Genomic DNA, 19,721 nt, shown 5'->3' on the forward strand with positions numbered 1-19,721 from the left:
GCTCGTCAAACGTTTTGTAGTGCTTTTTTTCAGGCACTACATCTTTGGTCTAATACGACTAATCAGTCAGTTTTCGGTGCTTTAGTCCAAAGTATCGACTTTCACCCGCAGGGTCATGTCATCCCGGCCTTGAGTCGAGTAGCTGCGGGTCAGGCCCTGTTTGTCGGCCTGGGTCTGGCGATTGACGCCGGCCAGGGTGATCCACTCGCCGAGGCGTCCGGTGACGGTTGTGTCGGTGCTTTGCACGTTCACTACATCCGGGCGTTCCTGGCTCATGCGGTCACGATTGGTACTGATCGACAGGTGGACGATGTCGCCGGTGACGCTGGCGGTGACGTAGAAACCCTGGGTGACGTTGCGGTATTCGGTCCGGCTGCGCAGGTCTCCATAGGAGTCGCTCTGCGTACTGGTCAACGGCACGCTCTGGCCGACCTGGATCAACGCCGGGGCACCTTCGCTGGCCTGGACTTGCTGGATGCCGCCGTCGCGGCTGTCGGTGCTGCGGTTGATGATCCGGGTCTGGCTCGGCTTGGCGCCGTTCACCGAATAGCCCTGGTCTCCCTGGAAGTTGTTTTCGTTGGTGTCGACAGTGATCAGCAGGCGTTTGGGTTGGGTGTCGAGTTGGGCGATGAGTGCTTTAAGTTCGTCGATCTTGCGCTGATCGGCATTGACCACCAGTTGATTGCCGTAGGCGCTGACCTTGCCGTCCTGGCCAATGAAGTCCTGGGCCAGGGGCAGCATGTCGGCGCTGGTGTGGTAATTGAGCGGCACGATCTCCGTCGCGGCGCTGACCGCAAAACTACAGGTCAGCAACAGCGAGGTGAGCAGGGTGCGTAGGGACATGTCCGTAATCTCCGACTTCTGTGAACGGTCCCTGTAGGAGCGAGCTTGCTCGCGATGGTAGACCAGGCACCGCGGGGAATCAGACAGCCATCGTTATCGTTGACGTCCATCGCGAGCGAGCTCGCTCCTACAGGGGAAAGAGTAATGCTTCGATATTGCCAGTTTGTCGGCGTCCTGTGGGGCAAGTTGAATCGTAGACAGCAAAACGCCCCGGCATCTGGAAAATGGCGGGGCGTTTTTGTTTGCAGTTTGAAGCGTCAGCTCGAATGCCGAACCATATCGACATGCGGAATCCCTGCTTCCAGGAACTCTTCACTGACCATGCAGAAGCCCAGGCGTTCGTAGAATGCCGTGGCCTGAACTTGTGCGCTGAGCATCTGCTGTTTCAGGCCGCGTTTCTCGGCTTCGCCAATCACCGCGTGCATCAGCGCATCACCGACTTTCAGGCCACGCCAATCCTTGAGCACCGAGACCCGGCCAACGTGCCCATCGGGCAGCAGGCGGGCGGTGCCAATCGGGAAGTCACCCTCAAATGCGAGGAAATGCACCGCAGTCGCATCGTCGGCATCCCATTCCAGTTCAGGTGGAACGGCTTGCTCGGCGATGAACACCGTTTCACGAATGCGCCGGATCTCGGCGTTATCCTTTTGCCAGTCTGCGACACGTACGTGAATTTTATTCATCGGCAAATCCCAGGCTTCCTTGCTTGATCAGTTCGCACAGCAGGCCGCGACCGTCTTCGTCGCTCAGCCACTTGCCGAGGTTGTCGGCGTGCAGTGCGTCAGCAGCGCAAATCATTTTCAGCAGCTCACGCAGTTTGCCCGGCAGGTAGCGACTCTGGCCGCTGGCGAACAGCATCAGGTTGTCATCGACTTCGGACCAGGCCAGGCGTGCGCTCGGGTTGCGGATCAGCACGGCGCCGTCCTGCAGGCTGGCGAGCATGTCCTCTTCGGCGAGGTCTTCAAGACCGGTGACCAATTCCGGGTAGCGCGGCTCGGTCATGAACTGGCCGAACCAGGTCAGCAGCAGGCGTTCGTCGCCCATGTGCTCGGCCAGGAGGCTTTTGAGGCGATCCAGGGCGTCGTGCTGAATCTGGTGCGGGTCGGCGGCCGGGAGGGCGTCGGCGTCGGTGTAGCGTTCTTCGTCCGAGAGAAACTGGCTGAGGAAGTCGGTGAAGTGGGTCAGCACTTCAGCGGCGCTCGGTGCGCGGAAGCCTACCGAGTAGGTCAGGCAGTCATCCACGGCCACGCCCCAATGGGCGAGGCGCGGTGGCAGGTAAAGCATGTCGCCCGGCTCCAGAACCCACTCATCGGTGGCGTTGAAGTCGGCGAGGATGCGCAGGTCGGCGTGCTCCATCAGCGGGCTTTCGGTGTTGCACATCTGGCCGATTTTCCAGTTGCGCTGGCCATGACCCTGCAGCAGGAACACGTCGTAGTTGTCGAAGTGCGGTCCGACGCTGCCACCCGGAGCGGCGAAGCTCATCATCACGTCGTCGATGCGCCAGCTCGGCAGAAAGCGGAATTGCTCGAGCAGTTCGGCGACCTCCGGTACGAACTGATCGACGGCTTGAACCAGCAGGGTCCAGTCGCGTTCCGGCAGCTTGCTGAATTCGTCTTCGGCAAACGGGCCGCGGCGCATTTCCCAGGGGGTCTCGCCGTGCTCGATCACCAGGCGCGATTCGACTTCTTCTTCCAGCGCCAGGCCGGCCAGTTCGTCCGGCTCGATCGGGCTTTCGAAGTCAGGGATCGCCTGACGGATCAACAGTGGTTTCTTCTGCCAGTAGTCGCGCAGAAACTCGCGCGCCGTGATGCCGCCCAGAAGTTGAAGAGGAGTATCAGAGTTCATGTGTAACCTATTGAAAAAAAGCACTTTTCAGACGGGAATAAAAACGCCCGGCGCTGCCGGGCGTCTCAAACGGGGTCAGCGGTCGATCAGATGCGCTTGGCTTGTGCCACGGCGTTGCCGATGTAGTTGGCCGGGGTGAGCAGTTTCAGTTCGGCCTTGGCAGGGGCAGGCATATCCAGTCCGTCGATGAAAGTCTGCAATGCTTCAGGGCTGATGCCTTTGCCACGGGTCAACTCTTTGAGCTTCTCGTACGGGTTTTCGATGTTGTAGCGACGCATGACCGTTTGAATCGGCTCGGCCAGGACTTCCCAGCAAGCGTCCAGGTCAGCGGCAATTTTCTGCGCGTTGAGTTCGAGTTTGCTGATGCCCTTGAGGCTGGCTTCGTACGCGATCACGCTGTGGGCGAAGCCGACACCGAGATTGCGCAGTACGGTGGAGTCGGTCAGGTCGCGCTGCCAGCGGGAAATCGGCAATTTGCTCGCCAGGTGCTGGAACAGGGCGTTGGCGATGCCCAGGTTGCCTTCGGAGTTTTCGAAGTCGATCGGGTTGACCTTGTGCGGCATGGTCGAGGAACCGATTTCGCCAGCAATGGTGCGCTGCTTGAAGTAGCCCAGGGAGATGTAGCCCCAGATGTCGCGGTCGAAGTCGATCAGGATGGTGTTGAAACGCGCGATCGCGTCGAACAGTTCGGCGATGTAGTCGTGCGGCTCGATCTGGGTGGTGTAAGGGTTGAAACCCAGGCCCAGTTCGTCCTCGATGAACGCGCGGGCGTTGGCTTCCCAGTCGATTTCCGGGTAGGCCGACAGGTGAGCGTTGTAGTTGCCGACAGCACCGTTGATCTTGCCCAGCAGCGGAACGGCCGCCACCTGGGCGATCTGGCGCTCCAGGCGGTACACCACGTTTGCCAGTTCCTTGCCCAGGGTGGTCGGCGATGCGGCCTGGCCGTGGGTGCGCGACAGCATGGGCACATCGGCGAAGCGGATCGCCAGTTCACGGATGGCTTCGGCCGTCTGGCGCATCAGTGGCAGCATTACATCATCACGGCCTTCGCGCAGCATCAGGGCGTGGGACAGGTTGTTGATGTCCTCGCTGGTGCAGGCAAAGTGGATGAATTCGCTGACAGCCGCCAGTTCCGGCAGTTTGGCCGCTTGCTCTTTGAGCAGGTATTCGATGGCTTTGACGTCGTGGTTGGTGGTGCGCTCGATCTCTTTGACGCGCTCGGCGTGCTCGACGGAGAAGTTTTCCGCCAGGGCATTCAGGACGGCGTTGGCCTCGGCGGAGAACGCCGGCACTTCACCGATACCCGGGTGGGCGGCCAGGCGCTGGAGCCAGCGCACTTCAACCAGGACGCGGGCACGGATCAGGCCGTACTCGCTGAAAATTGGGCGCAGGGCCTGGGTTTTGCCGGCGTAGCGGCCGTCAACAGGGGAAACCGCAGTGAGCGAAGAGAGCTGCATGGGGTGTTCTCGGACAGTCGGGCAACGAAATGGGGCGCGTATCATACATGAAAAAAACCGCCGGTCCGTTGCCAACTGACCAGCGTTGTACGCGTTTCACATCAAACAGGGTGCTGCGGGTGCCAAATCAACTGCTGCGCATCAGCGGGTAAAGCTCTTTGAGCAGTTTTTTGCGGCTGATCACCAACTGCCAGCGATGGCCGCCCAGTTGCCGCCACAGGCGCGCGGAGCGGATACCCGCCAACAGCAGCGCGCGGATCTTCGAGGCGTTGCTCGGTTGTTGCAGGTTGCGCATGTCGCCATGCACCTGAATCCGCTGGCGCAGGGTGCTCAGGGTGTCCTGGTACAAGGCGCCGCATGCCGCGATCACGTTTTCGTGAGCGGGGCCGAAGTGTTCGACCTGGGACTGGATCTGTGGCAGGCGTTTGCCAATCACTTCCAGCATGTCATCGCGCTTGGCCAGTTGACGCTCAAGGCCCAGCATTGCCAGGGCATAGCGCAACGGCTCGCGCTGGAGCGTGCTCGGGTCGCGTTCAAGGGCGCCGATCAGCGCACGATAACCTTCACGCAGATTGAGGTCATCGCCGCCGTAGACTTCCAGGGTGTCCTTGGGGTCGCGGATCAGCAGGCTGCCGAGCATGCAGGTCAGGCCTGCTTCGCTGGTCTGGCCGGTCTTGGCGATTCGGTCTACCAGCACGGCGGCGAGAAACACGCCGCCCAGTGCCGTCAATTGCTCCTGGATCGGGCTCATGAGGCGTTGCCTTTGCTGGTCCACGGTTCAGCCACTTCAATGACGCCGCCGCCCAGGCAGATTTCGCCGTCGTAGAACACGACCGATTGGCCCGGGGTGACTGCGCGTTGCGGGTCATCGAAGGTCGCACGATAGCCGGTGGCCGTTTTTTCGAGCGTGCACGGCTGGTCGCCCTGGCGATAGCGGACCTTGGCGGTCAGCTTGCGCGGCTGGCTCAGTTCGATCGGGTTGACCCAATAGATGTCCGAGGCGAGCAGGGCGCGGGAGAACAGGTACGGGTGATCATTACCCTGGCCGACGATCAGCTCGTTGTGCTCCAGGTCCTTGATCAGCACGTACCACGGCTCATCGCTGGCGTCTTTGAGGCCGCCGATGCCCAGGCCCTGACGCTGGCCGATGGTGTGGTACATCAGGCCATGGTGGCGGCCGATGACTTCGCCTTCGGTGGTCTTGATCTCGCCCGGTTGTGCCGGCAGGTACTGCTTGAGGAAGTCGCTGAAGCGGCGCTCGCCGATGAAGCAGATCCCGGTGGAGTCTTTCTTCTTCGCGGTGGCCAGTTCGTATTTCTCGGCAATCGCCCGGACCTGCGGTTTTTCCAGTTCGCCGACCGGGAACAGGGTCTTGGCGATCTGTTCACCGCCGACGGCGTGCAGGAAGTAGCTCTGGTCCTTGTTCGGGTCCAGGCCCTTGAGCAGCTCGGTGCGGCCATCGATGTCACGCCGGCGTACGTAGTGGCCGGTGGCGATCAGGTCAGCGCCCAGCATCATGGCGTAGTCGAGGAACGCCTTGAACTTGATCTCGCGGTTGCACAGGATGTCCGGGTTCGGCGTGCGACCGGCCTTGTATTCGGCCAGGAAATGCTCGAACACGTTGTCCCAGTACTCGGCGGCGAAGTTGGCGGTGTGCAGCTTGATGCCAATCTTGTCGCACACGGCCTGAGCGTCCGCCAGGTCGTCCATGGCCGTGCAATATTCCGTTCCGTCGTCTTCTTCCCAGTTCTTCATGAACAGGCCTTCCACCTCGTAACCCTGCTCGATCAGCAGGAGGGCGGAAACGGAAGAGTCCACGCCGCCGGACATGCCGACAATGACGCGCTTCTTTTGTGTGTCAGAAGGGGCTGGATCACGCATAGGGATTTAATGAGTGTCTTGAAAAAGGACGCGATTCTATCAGGCTGCGGTCCACAAGGCTAAAGAGAAGGGCGGATCAGTTCGAGGGCGAAGCGTTTACCGTCCAGATAATCATCGATGCAACGCATGATCAACTCGCTGCGCCAGTGTTCTCGCTGCTCGATCAATTCATCACGGGTCAGCCACCGGGCGCCGACGATGCCGTCGTCCAGTTGATAGTCGGGGTGGTGTTTAAGAGCCTTGGCAATGAAGCAGACCCTTTGGTAGGTCACGCCGTTGCTGGGGGCGGTGTACAGGTAGATACCCAGTACGCCGGTCGGCTCGACGTCCCAGCCGGTTTCCTCGAGAGTTTCGCGCACGGCGGCTTCGATCAGGGTCTCATTGGGGTCGAGGTGGCCGGCGGGCTGGTTGAGCACGTTGCGCCCGTGTTTGGTCTCTTCGACCATCAGGAAGCGGCCGTTGTCTTCGACGATGGTGGCGACGGTGATGTGGGGTTGCCAGTCCATGGGTGTCCTCGATGTATAAATGTCATCACACTAACCCCTGTAGGAGCTGGTTTGCCAGCGATAGCGGTGGGTCAGCCTGCATCAATGGTGAGAGATGAATCGCCATCGCCGGCAAGCCAGCTCCTACAGGGGGGCCAGAAACACAAACCCCGGCACTGGGCCGGGGTTCGCTTGCAGCTTTACAACTTTACACCAGTGCAGCAATCGCCGCGTTCAGCGTAGCGCTCGGACGCATGGCCTTGCTGATCAGCTCGGCATCGGCGTGGTAGTAACCACCGATATCAACTGGCTTGCCCTGCACGGCGTTGAGCTCGGCAACGATGGTTGCCTCGTTCTCGGCCAGTGTCTTGGCCAGGGTCGCGAACTGCGCTTGCAGTGCAGTGTCTTCGGTCTGGGCGGCCAGGGCCTGGGCCCAGTACAGTGCCAGGTAGAAGTGGCTGCCGCGGTTGTCGATGTTGCCGACTTTGCGCGATGGCGACTTGTTGTTGTCCAGGAACTGGCCAGTGGCCTGGTCCAGGGTCTTGGCCAGAACCAGCGCCTTGGGGTTGTTGTAGTTCACGCCCAGGTGCTCCAGGGAAGCGGCCAGAGCCAGGAACTCACCCAGGGAGTCCCAGCGCAGGAAGTTCTCTTCCAGCAGTTGTTGAACGTGCTTGGGTGCCGAACCGCCGGCGCCGGTTTCGAACAGGCCACCACCATTCATCAGCGGCACGATCGACAGCATCTTGGCGCTGGTGCCCAGTTCCATGATCGGGAACAGGTCGGTCAGGTAGTCGCGCAGTACGTTACCGGTCACCGAAATGGTGTCCTTCCCTTCGCGGGTGCGCTGCAGGGTGTACTTCATTGCGTCGACTGGAGCCATGATCTGGATGTCCAGGCCAGCGGTGTCGTGATCCTTCAGGTAAGCCTGAACCTTCTCGATCACCACGCCGTCGTGGGCGCGCATTGGGTCCAGCCAGAAAATGGCCGGAGTGCTGCTGGCGCGAGCACGGTTGACGGCCAGTTTGACCCAGTCCTGGATCGGCGCGTCTTTGGTCTGGCACATGCGGAAGATGTCGCCGGCTTCAACCGACTGTTCCAGCAGCAGGGTACCGTTGCTGTCCGTTACGCGGACAACGCCGTTGCTCTTGATCTGGAAAGTCTTGTCGTGCGAGCCATACTCTTCGGCTTTTTTGGCCATCAGGCCAACGTTTGGCACGCTGCCCATGGTGGTCGGATCGAACGCACCGTTGGCTTTGCAATCTTCGATCACGGCCTGGTAGATGGTGGCGTAGCAGCGGTCCGGGATCACAGCCTTGGTGTCGTGCAGTTGACCGTCGGTGCCCCACATCTTGCCCGAGTCACGGATCATGGCCGGCATCGAGGCGTCGACGATGACGTCGCTCGGCACGTGCAGGTTGGTGATGCCCTTGTCGGAGTTGACCATGGCCAGCGCCGGACGAACGGCGTAGACCGCCTGGATGTCGGCTTCGATGGCGGCTTGCTGTTCGGCTGGCAGGGATTTGATGCGCGCGTACAGGTCGCCAATGCCGTTGTTCAGGTTGAAGCCGATCTGTGCCAGCACGTCAGCGTGCTTGGCCAGTGCGTCCTTGTAGAACTCGGCAACGATCTGGCCGAACATGATGGGGTCGGAAACCTTCATCATGGTGGCTTTGAGGTGAACCGACAGCAGTACGCCTTGTTGCTTGGCGCTGTCGATTTCGGCAGCGATGAACGCGCGCAGGGCGTTTTTGCTCATCACGGCGCAATCGAGGATCTCACCCGCTTGTACGGTGGTCTTTTCCTTCAGAACGGTGGCGGTGCCGTCCTGAGCGATCAGCTCGATTTTAACGGCGCCAGCGGCGTCGATCAGGGCGGCCTTTTCGCTGCCGTAGAAATCGCCGGTGCTCATGTGCGCGACGTGGGACTTGGAGTCCTTGGCCCAGGCGCCCATTTTGTGCGGGTGCTTGCGTGCGTAGTTCTTGACCGACAGCGGCGCGCGACGGTCAGAGTTGCCTTCGCGCAGGACCGGGTTCACGGCGCTGCCCTTGATCTTGTCATAACGCGCCTTGGCGTCTTTGTCGGCGTCGTTGGTCACGGTTTCCGGATAGTCCGGCAGCGCGTAGCCCTGGGCTTGCAGTTCCTTGATCGCGGCTTGCAGCTGTGGAACCGAGGCGCTGATGTTAGGCAGCTTGATGATGTTGGCTTCAGGCGTAACGGCCAGGTCGCCCAGTTCGGCGAGGTGGTCGGCTACGGCTTTGTCACCCAGTTGCTCGGGGAAGCTGGCCAGGATGCGCCCTGCAAGAGAGATATCGCGGGTTTCCACGGCGATATCAGCCGAGGCGGTGAACGCCTCTACGATAGGCAACAGAGAATAGGTGGCGAGGGCTGGGGCTTCGTCGGTGAAGGTATAGATGATCTTCGAGCGGGTGGGCATATTCGGATTAACTCTCTCTTCTATGCTAAAGCGTGCGCAGAAACTCGAGGTGCGCCGGATAAGCGCGTTCGTTCAAAGTCATCCATGAGCCGAATGTCGAGATTTGTGCGCGGTGATGTTGGGTGCATCAGTCGAGCGGCAAGCGTATGGGCGGTGATAACAGCCCTGCTTTTCAGGCCCGAGATCTCGGCTACTAATACAGTTGCAGGAGAGGTCGGCCGTCGTGACTCTGTGGTCAGCGGGCGGCATTATACATAGGTAGCTGGCAATCTGCCGATGGTTCATATGCAACGATTGTCGTCCATTGGTCTAAAGGTCGCAGGCAGGCCTGGAGCGTAGAGTCGTGGCACGTGCTTGAGTTTGGCGCTTTTCCCTTGGTTTTCAGGCTTGTAGGGCACTAACTGCGTGGCTTTGCGGCAGATGGGTGGAACATAGGGTTTGCGCGCCGATTCAACTGGGGTATGTTCGAACCAAGCCAGATGTTCAATCCAAATAATGGAGTTCAGCATGGGTTACAAGAAGATTCAGGTTCCAGCCGTCGGTGGCAAAATCACCGTCAATGCAGACCATTCTCTCAATGTTCCTGACAATCCGATCATCCCGTTCATCGAAGGGGACGGTATTGGCGTCGATGTCAGTCCCGTAATGATCAAAGTGGTTGATGCTGCCGTGGAAAAGGCCTATGGGGGCAAGCGCAAGATTTCCTGGATGGAAGTCTATGCCGGCGAGAAAGCCACCCAGGTTTATGACCAGGACACCTGGCTGCCCCAGGAAACCCTGGATGCCGTGAAAGACTATGTGGTTTCCATCAAGGGACCGCTGACCACGCCAGTCGGTGGCGGTATCCGATCGCTTAACGTAGCCCTGCGCCAGCAACTGGACCTGTACGTCTGCCTGCGCCCGGTGGTGTGGTTTGAAGGCGTGCCAAGCCCGGTGAAAAAACCTGGCGACGTCGACATGGTGATTTTCCGCGAGAACTCCGAAGACATCTACGCCGGTATCGAGTGGAAGGCCGGTTCGCCTGAGGCCAACAAGGTTATCAAGTTCCTGAAGGAAGAAATGGGCGTCACCAAGATCCGTTTCGACCAGGACTGCGGCATCGGCATCAAGCCGGTCTCGAAAGAGGGCACCCAGCGTCTGGTGCGCAAGGCTCTGCAGTACGTGGTGGACAACGACCGCAAGTCGCTGACCATCGTACACAAGGGCAACATCATGAAATTCACCGAAGGTGCCTTCAAGGACTGGGGCTATGAGGTGGCGAAGAACGAATTCGGCGCCGAGCTGCTCGATGGCGGCCCATGGATGAAGTTCAAGAACCCGAAAACCGGTCGCGAAGTCATCGTCAAGGATGCCATCGCCGACGCCATGCTCCAGCAGATCCTGCTGCGTCCTGCCGAATATGACGTGATCGCAACCCTGAACCTCAACGGCGATTATCTCTCCGACGCATTGGCGGCAGAGGTGGGCGGCATCGGCATCGCGCCGGGCGCCAACCTGTCCGACACCGTGGCCATGTTCGAAGCGACCCATGGCACCGCGCCGAAGTACGCTGGCAAGGATCAGGTCAACCCGGGGTCAGTCATCCTGTCGGCCGAGATGATGCTGCGTCACCTGGGCTGGACCGAGGCGGCGGACCTGATCATCAAGGGCACCAACGGAGCGATCAAGGCCAAGACGGTGACCTATGACTTCGAGCGCCTGATGGAGGGCGCCACCCTGGTATCGTCTTCCGGGTTCGGCGAGGCGCTGATCAAGCACATGTAAACCCGCAAGCAGCCAAAAAACCGCTCGGCTCAATCACTTGAGCGGGGCGGTTTTTTTATGGCTGGGTATCGGCGGGCAGGTCAGTTCGGGACGGTGTCATGCGCGCTGTTGAGCGCTGCAACTGCCGGTGTCTCGGGATTCTTGACCGCTGCGTCATTAATATCCACCGCATGCAGCCCCTTGGGGCCCTGGATGATTTTGAAGGATACAGCCTGGCCAGCCTTCAGGGTCTTGTAGCCGTCCATCTTGATGGCCGAGTAATGGGCAAACAGGTCTTCCGACTTGCCTTCCTCGTTGATGAAGCCATACCCCTTTGCATTGTTGAACCACTTCACCTTGCCGACTGCCATACACATATCCCTCTGCAACGGACTCCATCACTGGAGTATCATCCAGACATCCGCAGCCAAATCTTTAAATATGATTGACTCCACGGACCTTTTTTACCCACTGTGGGCTCTATTGGTTGTAACACCGTTTTGCCGATAGTCAAGGCGACCCGGCAGCCGGTGTTGAAATCGTTGAAAACCGCCCCCAATACTGTATTTGCACAACTGACGAACCTTTCTTTCCATGCATGCAATCAGCCAGATTCGACTAACATTCAATCAGGATCGCCCGACTCTCCAGAATGATCGCCCGGAGGAACACGACGACGATTCCGCAGGCATTGCTGTTCAGGAGGCCAAGCCTGCTTTACAGGCGCCGCCGATGTACAAGGTGGTTTTGTTCAATGATGACTACACACCGATGGATTTCGTCGTCGAAGTGCTCGAGGTGTTTTTTAATCTGAATCGCGAGCTGGCGACCAAGGTCATGCTGGCCGTCCATACCGAAGGACGGGCAGTATGTGGAGTGTTTACCCGCGACATTGCCGAGACCAAGGCCATGCAGGTCAACCAGTACGCCAGGGAAAGCCAGCATCCGCTACTCTGTGAAATCGAGAAGGACGGTTAATCGCCGACCACTTGGGTATGAGGTGAAGCTATGTTAAACCGCGAGCTCGAAGTCACCCTCAATCTAGCCTTTAAGGAGGCCCGTTCGAAGCGTCATGAGTTCATGACCGTCGAGCATCTCCTGCTGGCCCTATTGGATAATGAGGCTGCCGCCACCGTTTTGCGTGCCTGCGGCGCAAACCTCGACAAACTCAAGCATGACCTGCAGGAGTTCATCGACTCCACCACGCCATTGATCCCCGTTCATGACGAGGACCGCGAAACCCAGCCAACCCTGGGCTTCCAGCGTGTTCTGCAACGTGCTGTCTTCCATGTACAGAGCTCGGGCAAACGCGAAGTGACTGGCGCCAACGTGCTGGTTGCAATCTTCAGTGAACAGGAAAGTCAGGCAGTGTTCCTGCTGAAACAGCAGAGCGTTGCGCGCATCGATGTCGTCAACTACATCGCCCATGGCATTTCCAAGGTGCCGGGGCACGGCGATCACTCTGAAGGTGAGCAAGATATGCAGGACGACGAGGGCGGTGAGTCTTCTTCTTCAGGCAATCCCCTGGATGCTTATGCCAGCAACCTCAACGAACTCGCGCGCCAGGGGCGGATCGATCCGCTGGTGGGTCGTGAGCTCGAAGTCGAGCGCGTTGCTCAGATTCTTGCGCGGCGCCGCAAAAACAACCCGCTGCTGGTCGGCGAGGCGGGCGTGGGTAAAACCGCGATCGCCGAGGGCCTGGCCAAGCGCATTGTCGACAACCAGGTGCCGGACCTTCTGGCCAACAGCGTGGTGTACTCCCTCGATCTGGGCGCCTTGCTGGCCGGGACCAAATACCGTGGCGATTTCGAGAAGCGCTTCAAGGCGCTGCTCGGCGAGCTGAAAAAACGCCCGCAGGCGATCCTGTTCATCGACGAAATCCACACCATCATCGGTGCAGGGGCTGCGTCCGGTGGCGTCATGGATGCCTCGAACCTGCTCAAGCCGCTGCTGTCGTCCGGTGATATCCGCTGCATCGGTTCGACTACCTTCCAGGAGTTTCGCGGGATCTTCGAAAAAGACCGCGCCCTGGCGCGACGCTTCCAGAAGGTCGATGTGTCGGAACCTTCGGTGGAAGATACCGTGGGTATCCTGCGCGGCCTGAAAGGGCGCTTCGAGCTGCATCACAACATCGAATACAGTGATGAAGCCTTGCGCGCCGCCGCTGAACTCGCTTCGCGCTACATCAATGATCGGCACATGCCGGACAAGGCGATCGACGTCATCGACGAGGCGGGCGCCTACCAGCGTCTGCAGCCGGCGGAAAAACGCGTGAAACGCATCGAAGTGCCTCAGGTCGAGGACATCGTCGCGAAAATTGCGCGGATACCGCCAAAACACGTCACCAGTTCCGACAAGGAGCTGCTGCGTAACCTCGAGCGTGACCTGAAGCTGACGGTGTTCGGCCAGGACGCGGCCATCGATTCGCTGGCCACCGCCATCAAGCTGTCCCGTGCCGGCCTCAAGTCGCCGGACAAACCCGTCGGTTCGTTCCTGTTCGCAGGGCCTACCGGGGTAGGTAAGACCGAGGCAGCGCGGCAATTGGCCAAGGCTCTGGGTGTCGAGCTTGTGCGATTCGACATGTCCGAGTACATGGAGCGCCACACGGTCTCGCGTCTCATCGGTGCGCCTCCAGGCTACGTCGGGTTCGATCAGGGCGGTTTGCTGACCGAAGCCATTACCAAGCAGCCTCACTGTGTATTGTTGCTCGATGAAATCGAGAAGGCGCATCCGGAAGTCTTCAACCTGCTGTTGCAGGTCATGGACCACGGTACGCTGACCGATAACAACGGACGCAAGGCGGATTTCCGTAACGTCATCGTCATCATGACGACCAACGCCGGTGCCGAAACCGCAGCGCGGGCTTCTATCGGTTTCACTCATCAGGACCACTCGTCCGATGCGATGGAAGTGATCAAGAAGAGCTTCACGCCTGAGTTCCGCAACCGCCTGGACACCATTATCCAATTTGGTCGCCTCAGCCATGAGGTCATCAAAAGCGTGGTGGACAAGTTCCTTACCGAGCTTCAGGCGCAACTGGAAGACAAGCGCGTGCAGCTGGAAGTGACCGATGCAGCGCGCAGTTGGCTGGCGCAGGGTGGCTACGACTCGGCAATGGGGGCTCGGCCGATGGCGCGTTTGATCCAGGACAAGATCAAGCGTCCGCTGGCGGAAGAGATCCTGTTTGGCGAACTGGCGGACCATGGTGGCGTGGTGCATATCGACATCAAGGATGGCGAGCTGACCTTCGATTTCGAAACCACTGCCGAAATGGCCTGATGTTTGACTGCTGCAAGGAAAAAGGCGCCGAAAGGCGCCTTTTTTCATATCGCCGCGCGACTGTAGGAGCGAGCATGCTCGCGATGGGCGCCAACGATAACGCTGGGCGTCTGACACCAAGCGGTGTCTCTGCGCGCATCGCGAGCATGCTCGCTCCTACAGGGGGGAGTGCACTCCCGCACAAACAAAAACGCCCGGCCAAAGCCGGGCGTCTTGTATTGACTTGATTAACGAGCGCGGTAAGTGATGCGCCCTTTGCTCAAGTCATAGGGAGTCAGCTCGACGCGCACTTTGTCGCCGGTAAGAATACGAATGTAGTTCTTGCGCATCTTGCCGGAGATGTGCGCGGTTACGACGTGCCCATTTTCCAACTCCACGCGAAACATGGTGTTGGGCAGGGTGTCGACGACAGTGCCTTCCATTTCGAAGCTGTCTTCTTTCGACATGCAGTAAAGCCCTCGGTGTCCAATGAATGGCCCGGTGCAACTGCGCCAGGCAAAAGCGGCGTGCATTGTGCCCGAAAAATGGGGTTTACGCCAAGGGGTTCTAGTTCAGGATGACCCATCGCTGGTTAATCAGCAGTTCAATGGGGCGATATTGGGTCTTGTAACTCATCTTTTTGCAGTTCTTGATCCAGTAGCCCAGGTACACCGCTTCCAGTTGCAGGCGTTGGGTCTCGGCGATCTGCCAGAGGATCGCATAGCGCCCCAGGCTGCGTCGTTCTTCGTTGGGTTCATAGAAGGTGTAGACCGCCGACAGGCCATTGGGCAGCAAGTCGGTCACGGCCACGGCCAGAAGCTGGCCATTGAGCCGAAACTCATAAAAACGCGAAAACGGCAGGTCGCGTACCAGAAAGGTAGAAAATTGATCGCGACTGGGCGGATACATGTCGCCATCGGCGTGGCGCTGTTCGATGTAGCGCTGGTACAGCTCGAAGTATTCTTCGCTGAACTTGGGTTTGGCGGGGCGTACTTGCAGGTCGGCATTGCGCTTGAAGATGCGTTTCTGCTGACGGTTGGGTACAAACTGCGCGACGGGAATGCGCGCCGGCACGCACGCATTGCAGTTCTGGCAGTGTGGCCGGTAAAGATGATCGCCGCTGCGACGAAAACCCATTTCCGACAGGTCTGCATAAACATGCACATCCATGGGCTGGCTGGGGTCGAGAAACAGCGTGGTGGCCTGCTCCTCGGGCAGGTAACTGCAAGAGTGGGGTTGAGTGGCATAGAACTTCAAACGCGCCAACTCGGTCATGATCAACCCTCGGGATAAGCTTTTGAATAAGTGTAAGCCAAGCGCGCCAAAGTCGCTCAGCAAACCCAGGTGGCGCGGTTGGGTTGGTCCAGGTGTCGCGCCAGGTAGCCGGCGAAGTCCTGGCGTGGGATGGCGCGGGCGCCGAGGCTGTGCAGGTGATCGGTGGGCATCTGGCAATCGATCAGCACGAAACCCGAGTCTTTCAGATGTTTGACCAGCTTGGCAAAACCAAACTTGGAAGCGTTGTCGGCACGACTGAACATCGACTCGCCGAAAAACAGTTGGCCCATCGCCAGGCCGTACAGGCCGCCGACCAGTTGGCCATCGTCCCAGACTTCAACGCTATGGGCATATCCACGGCGGTGCAGTTCGAGGTAGGCATTGCACATTGCTTCGGTAATCCAGGTACCGTCGGCGTAGGCCCGGGGCGCGGCGCAGGCGTGGATGACCGCGGCGAAGTCCTGGTCGAACGTCACCTGATAGCGCTGTTGGCGCAATAATTTGCTCAGGCTGCGCGAGACGTGCAGTTCGTCGGGAAACAGCACCGTGCGTGGGTCAGGTGACCACCACAAAATCGGCTGCCCTTCGGAAAACCAGGGAAAGCAGCCATGGCGATAAGCCTGGACCAGGCGATCGGCGGACAGGTCGCCGCCGGCCGCCAGCAACCCATTGGGGTCGCGCATGGCTTTTTCCAGTGGCGGGAAGGTCAGGGAGTTGCGTTGTAACCAGGTCAGCATGGCGTCCGGACTTACAGAAGGGGAGGGCGGGGTGCCTGCCTGAAGTTTGCAACCAAATGGCGGGAATGTCGTCGAGCAATTTTCACCATTTGCCTTGCGTCGGGGCCGTCTCGCCCGGGCGCGAGGCATTGATACGTACATCCTGGTTACACGCGCAAGGTTGCAACTTGGCGCGAGCGATGTGGTCGTAAGCGAGCGCTATGGCGCCGCGCACAACTTGCAGTCAATATCGAAAAGCATCCATAAGCCTTTGTCACAAAAGGTAATGCGTGCTCAAATTACGTCGCTTCGAGCGCATTGTTGGCTATTCTTGATGCGGGCGTCTGAGCCGTGGCTTCAGCGAGACAAACCCGTACAATGCGGCTTGTAACAAAATAAGCAGTGTGCACCGTGTTTATAAAAACGGGAGCGCAATGTTAAAAGTAGTCTCGGTCGCGCTCGTTAATTTTTTACCTGCCTGGAATGGGCAGTTTTTTATAGTCATTCAACAGATGGACGCGCCGTTGGCGGCGCAGGAAAAGTAGCGTTTTGAAGAAATCCACTGCAGCACCGAAACCAGCCGTCGTTCCGATCTGGCGCCAGAATTTGCACTACCGACTCAAGGAAGGTGCATTGATCGCCATCGGCGCCCTGTGCCTGTTCCTGATGATGGCCTTGCTGACCTATGGCAAGGACGATCCGGGCTGGAGCCACAACAGCAAGATCGACGACGTGCAGAACTTCGGCGGTCCGGCCGGCTCCTACAGCGCCGACATCCTGTTCATGGTGCTGGGTTATTTCGCTTACATCTTCCCGCTGCTGTTGGCGATCAAGGTTTATCAGATCTTCCGCCAGCGTCATGAACCCTGGCAATGGAGCGGCTGGCTGTTCTCCTGGCGCCTGATTGGCCTGGTGTTTCTGGTGCTGTCGGGCGCCGCGCTGGCGCACATCCATTTCCATACCCCGACGGGGCTGCCGGCCGGCGCGGGTGGTGCATTGGGCGAGAGCCTTGGCGACCTCGCCCGCAACGCGTTCAACATCCAGGGCAGCACCTTGCTGTTCATCGCCCTGTTCCTGTTTGGCCTGACCGTCTTCACCGACCTGTCGTGGTTCAAGGTGATGGACATTACCGGCAAGATCACTCTCGACCTGTTCGAGTTGGTGCAGAGCGCAGCGAATCGGTGGTGGTCGTCGCGCGTCGAGCGCAAGCAACTGGTCGCACAATTGCGTGAAGTCGACGATCGCGTCCATGACGTGGTCGCTCCTACCGTGACGGACAAACGCGAGCAGGCCAAGGTCAAGGAGCGCCTGATCGAGCGCGAACAGGCCCTGAGCAAGCACATGTCCGAACGCGAGAAGCAGGTGCCTCCGGTCATCGCCCCTGCGCCGATCAAGCCTGCCGCGCCAAGCAAACGAGTGGAAAAGGAAAAACAGGTTCCGCTGTTCGTCGACAGCGCCGTCGAAGGCACCTTGCCACCGATCTCGATTCTCGACCCTGCCGAAAAGAAACAGCTCAACTATTCCCCTGAATCCCTGGCGGCCGTCGGTCATTTGCTGGAGATCAAACTCAAGGAGTTTGGTGTCGAGGTCACGGTGGATTCGATCCACCCGGGCCCGGTGATTACCCGTTACGAAATCCAGCCGGCCGCGGGTGTGAAAGTCAGTCGCATCGCCAACCTGGCCAAGGACCTGGCGCGATCCCTGGCTGTGACCAGCGTGCGGGTGGTGGAAGTGATTCCGGGCAAGACCACCGTCGGTATCGAGATTCCCAACGAAGACCGGCAGATCGTGCGCTTCTCCGAAGTGCTCTCGACGCCTGAGTACGACAATTTCAAATCTCCCGTCACCCTGGCCCTGGGTCATGACATCGGCGGTAAACCGGTCATCACTGACTTGGCGAAGATGCCGCACCTGCTGGTGGCCGGTACCACCGGTTCCGGTAAGTCGGTGGGTGTGAACGCGATGATCCTCTCGATCCTGTTCAAGTCCGGCCCGGATGACGCCAAGCTGATCATGATCGACCCGAAAATGCTCGAGCTGTCGATCTACGAAGGCATTCCGCACCTGCTGTGCCCGGTGGTCACCGACATGAAAGACGCGGCCAACGCCCTGCGCTGGAGCGTGGCCGAGATGGAGCGTCGCTACAAGCTGATGGCGAAGATGGGCGTGCGCAACCTGTCGGGCTTCAACGCCAAGGTCAAGGAAGCCATCGACGCTGGCGAGCCGTTGAGCGATCCGCTGTACAAGCGCGAAAGCATCCACGACGAAGCGCCGCTGTTGCAGAAACTGCCGACCATCGTCGTGGTGGTCGACGAATTCGCCGACATGATGATGATCGTTGGCAAGAAGGTTGAAGAACTGATCGCCCGTATCGCGCAGAAGGCGCGGGCGGCGGGTATCCACCTGATCCTCGCGACCCAGCGGCCGTCGGTGGACGTGATTACCGGTCTGATCAAGGCCAACATCCCGACCCGTATGGCGTTCCAGGTGTCGAGCAAGATCGACTCGCGCACCATCATCGACCAGGGTGGTGCCGAGCAACTGCTGGGCCACGGTGACATGCTCTATATGCCGCCGGGCACCAGCCTGCCGATCCGTGTCCACGGCGCCTTCGTGTCCGACGATGAGGTTCATCGGGTCGTCGAGGCCTGGAAACTGCGTGGCGCGCCGGAGTACAACGACGACATCCTCAACGGTGTCGAAGAGGCCGGCAGTGGCTTCGAAAGCAGCAGCGGCGGTGGCGACGGTGATGACCCGGAAGCCGACGCTTTGTACGACGAGGCGGTGCAGTTCGTGCTGGAAAGCCGCCGGGCGTCCATTTCCGCGGTTCAGCGCAAGTTGAAAATCGGCTACAACCGCGCCGCGCGCATGATCGAGGCCATGGAAATGGCCGGGGTCGTGACGGCCATGAATACCAACGGCTCGCGTGAAGTCCTGGCCCCTGGTCCGGTGCGCGACTGACCGGATATTGAAAGGGTGGCACCCCCGGTGCCACCCGCACTCCCACCATCGTAATTGAGGACTCCCATGCGTCTGATCCGCATGCTGTTGTTGCCGGTACTGGCTTTGACCACGCTTTCGGCCCACGCCGATGACAAGGATGTGGCGCGCCTGACTCAACTTCTGGAAAAATCCCAGACCCTGACTGCACGTTTCTCGCAGCTGACCCTTGATGGCAGCGGTACGCAATTGCAGGAAACGGCGGGCGAGATGTCCGTCCAGCGGCCGGGTCTTTTCTACTGGCACACCGATGCGCCGGCCGAGCAGGTCGTGGTGTCCGACGGCAAGAAAGTGACGCTGTGGGACCCGGACCTTGAGCAGGCGACCATCAAAACCCTCGACCTGCGCCTGAGCCAGACGCCGGCGCTGCTGCTGTCGGGCGATGTGTCCAAGATCAGCCAGAGTTTCGACATCAGCGCCAAGGAAGCCGGCGGCGTGATCGACTTCACCTTGAAGCCGAAAACCAAGGACACCCTGTTTGACAGTCTGCGCCTGTCGTTTCGCAATGGCCTGGTCAATGACATGCAACTGATCGACAGCGTCGGTCAGCGCACCAATATCCTGTTCACTGGCGTGAAGGCCAACGAGCCGATCCCGGCGTCCAAATTCAAGTTCGATGTACCCAAGGGTGCCGACGTGATCCAGGAATAACGCGGTCTCCTGTAGGAGCGAGCTTGCTCGCGATGGACTCAAGAACGCCGCTGGGTGTCAGGTTCCCAGCGTCATCGTTGACGACCATCGCGAATAAATTCGCTCCTACAGGTGAAGGTGATACCCAGATAAA

General features: G+C 59.4%; 17 protein-coding genes. 5 read left to right on the forward strand and 12 right to left on the reverse strand.

All coding sequences use genetic code 11. The features are described from left to right. Window positions 1-81 precede the first annotated feature (81 nt). The 8 genes from AB4O36_RS07145 to AB4O36_RS07180 all read right to left on the reverse strand — a co-directional run bounded on the left by AB4O36_RS07145 (window position 82) and on the right by AB4O36_RS07180 (window position 8,945). Window positions 82-843 carry a secretin N-terminal domain-containing protein gene (locus AB4O36_RS07145; RefSeq protein WP_460141338.1) on the reverse strand — a complete coding sequence of 254 codons (762 nt, stop codon included), beginning with the start codon at window positions 841-843 and terminating at the stop codon, window positions 82-84. A gap of 257 nt (window positions 844-1,100) precedes the next feature. Next, entirely contained in the window at window positions 1,101-1,526 is a 426-nt protein-coding gene (locus AB4O36_RS07150) for a GNAT family N-acetyltransferase (RefSeq protein ID WP_460141339.1), read from the reverse strand. Continuing rightward, window positions 1,519-2,688, reverse strand: coding sequence for a ribosomal protein uL16 3-hydroxylase (locus tag AB4O36_RS07155; RefSeq protein ID WP_460141340.1), 1,170 nt, complete (start codon window positions 2,686-2,688; stop codon window positions 1,519-1,521). Before AB4O36_RS07155 ends, AB4O36_RS07150 begins: the two co-directional genes overlap by 8 nt. Window positions 2,689-2,774: 86 nt before the next feature. After that, entirely contained in the window at window positions 2,775-4,145 is a 1,371-nt protein-coding gene (purB, locus tag AB4O36_RS07160) for an adenylosuccinate lyase (protein ID WP_460122862.1), read from the reverse strand. A 127-nt stretch (window positions 4,146-4,272) separates the two neighbouring features. Then, on the reverse strand, window positions 4,273-4,896 hold the full coding sequence (hflD, locus tag AB4O36_RS07165; RefSeq protein WP_460122867.1) for a high frequency lysogenization protein HflD: 624 nt from the start codon (window positions 4,894-4,896) through the stop codon (window positions 4,273-4,275). Then, window positions 4,893-6,026, reverse strand: a complete 1,134-nt coding sequence (gene mnmA, locus AB4O36_RS07170) for a tRNA 2-thiouridine(34) synthase MnmA (protein ID WP_460122870.1) — start codon at window positions 6,024-6,026, stop codon at window positions 4,893-4,895. The genes hflD and mnmA overlap by 4 nt, the downstream gene beginning before the upstream one ends. A gap of 59 nt (window positions 6,027-6,085) precedes the next feature. Then, the gene (locus AB4O36_RS07175) at window positions 6,086-6,532 is read right to left on the reverse strand and encodes an NUDIX hydrolase (RefSeq protein ID WP_460141341.1); all 447 of its coding nucleotides are present in this window, start codon (window positions 6,530-6,532) and stop codon (window positions 6,086-6,088) included. A gap of 187 nt (window positions 6,533-6,719) precedes the next feature. Then, window positions 6,720-8,945 carry an NADP-dependent isocitrate dehydrogenase gene (locus AB4O36_RS07180; RefSeq protein ID WP_460141342.1) on the reverse strand — a complete coding sequence of 742 codons (2,226 nt, stop codon included), beginning with the start codon at window positions 8,943-8,945 and terminating at the stop codon, window positions 6,720-6,722. A 507-nt stretch (window positions 8,946-9,452) separates the two neighbouring features. Here AB4O36_RS07180 and icd point away from each other — a divergent pair. Next, window positions 9,453-10,709, forward strand: a complete 1,257-nt coding sequence (gene icd / locus AB4O36_RS07185) for an NADP-dependent isocitrate dehydrogenase (protein WP_460122879.1) — start codon at window positions 9,453-9,455, stop codon at window positions 10,707-10,709. A gap of 80 nt (window positions 10,710-10,789) precedes the next feature. Here the strand turns inward: icd and cspD are convergent, their stop codons facing one another. Next, window positions 10,790-11,059 (reverse strand): cold shock domain-containing protein CspD, encoded by a 270-nt coding sequence (gene cspD, locus AB4O36_RS07190; RefSeq protein WP_460122882.1) that lies wholly within the window; start codon window positions 11,057-11,059, stop codon window positions 10,790-10,792. A gap of 223 nt (window positions 11,060-11,282) precedes the next feature. On the opposite strand from cspD, the gene clpS reads away from it, so the two are divergent. Then, window positions 11,283-11,666 (forward strand): ATP-dependent Clp protease adapter ClpS, encoded by a 384-nt coding sequence (gene clpS / locus AB4O36_RS07195; RefSeq protein WP_192304177.1) that lies wholly within the window; start codon window positions 11,283-11,285, stop codon window positions 11,664-11,666. Between the two features lie 30 nt (window positions 11,667-11,696). Next, window positions 11,697-13,967, forward strand: a complete 2,271-nt coding sequence (gene clpA, locus AB4O36_RS07200; protein WP_460141343.1) for an ATP-dependent Clp protease ATP-binding subunit ClpA — start codon at window positions 11,697-11,699, stop codon at window positions 13,965-13,967. Window positions 13,968-14,194: 227 nt separating this feature from the next. Here the strand turns inward: clpA and infA are convergent, their stop codons facing one another. From infA to aat, 3 genes are all read right to left on the reverse strand, one after another. Continuing rightward, a complete protein-coding gene (gene infA, locus AB4O36_RS07205; RefSeq protein WP_002553999.1) occupies window positions 14,195-14,413 on the reverse strand; it encodes a translation initiation factor IF-1 in 219 nt (72 codons plus the stop codon). 100 nt (window positions 14,414-14,513) lie between these two features. Beyond that, a complete protein-coding gene (locus AB4O36_RS07210; RefSeq protein ID WP_460122888.1) occupies window positions 14,514-15,221 on the reverse strand; it encodes an arginyltransferase in 708 nt (235 codons plus the stop codon). Window positions 15,222-15,277: 56 nt separating this feature from the next. Beyond that, the gene (gene aat / locus AB4O36_RS07215; protein ID WP_460141344.1) at window positions 15,278-15,958 is read right to left on the reverse strand and encodes a leucyl/phenylalanyl-tRNA--protein transferase; all 681 of its coding nucleotides are present in this window, start codon (window positions 15,956-15,958) and stop codon (window positions 15,278-15,280) included. A 528-nt stretch (window positions 15,959-16,486) separates the two neighbouring features. On the opposite strand from aat, the gene AB4O36_RS07220 reads away from it, so the two are divergent. Further along, complete coding sequence (locus tag AB4O36_RS07220; RefSeq protein ID WP_460122894.1) at window positions 16,487-18,898, forward strand: DNA translocase FtsK; 2,412 nt, start codon at window positions 16,487-16,489, stop codon at window positions 18,896-18,898. 66 nt (window positions 18,899-18,964) lie between these two features. After that, entirely contained in the window at window positions 18,965-19,588 is a 624-nt protein-coding gene (gene lolA, locus AB4O36_RS07225; protein ID WP_460122897.1) for an outer membrane lipoprotein chaperone LolA, read from the forward strand. Window positions 19,589-19,721 lie beyond the last annotated feature (133 nt).

The organism is Pseudomonas sp. S2_E01 (assembly GCF_054668365.1).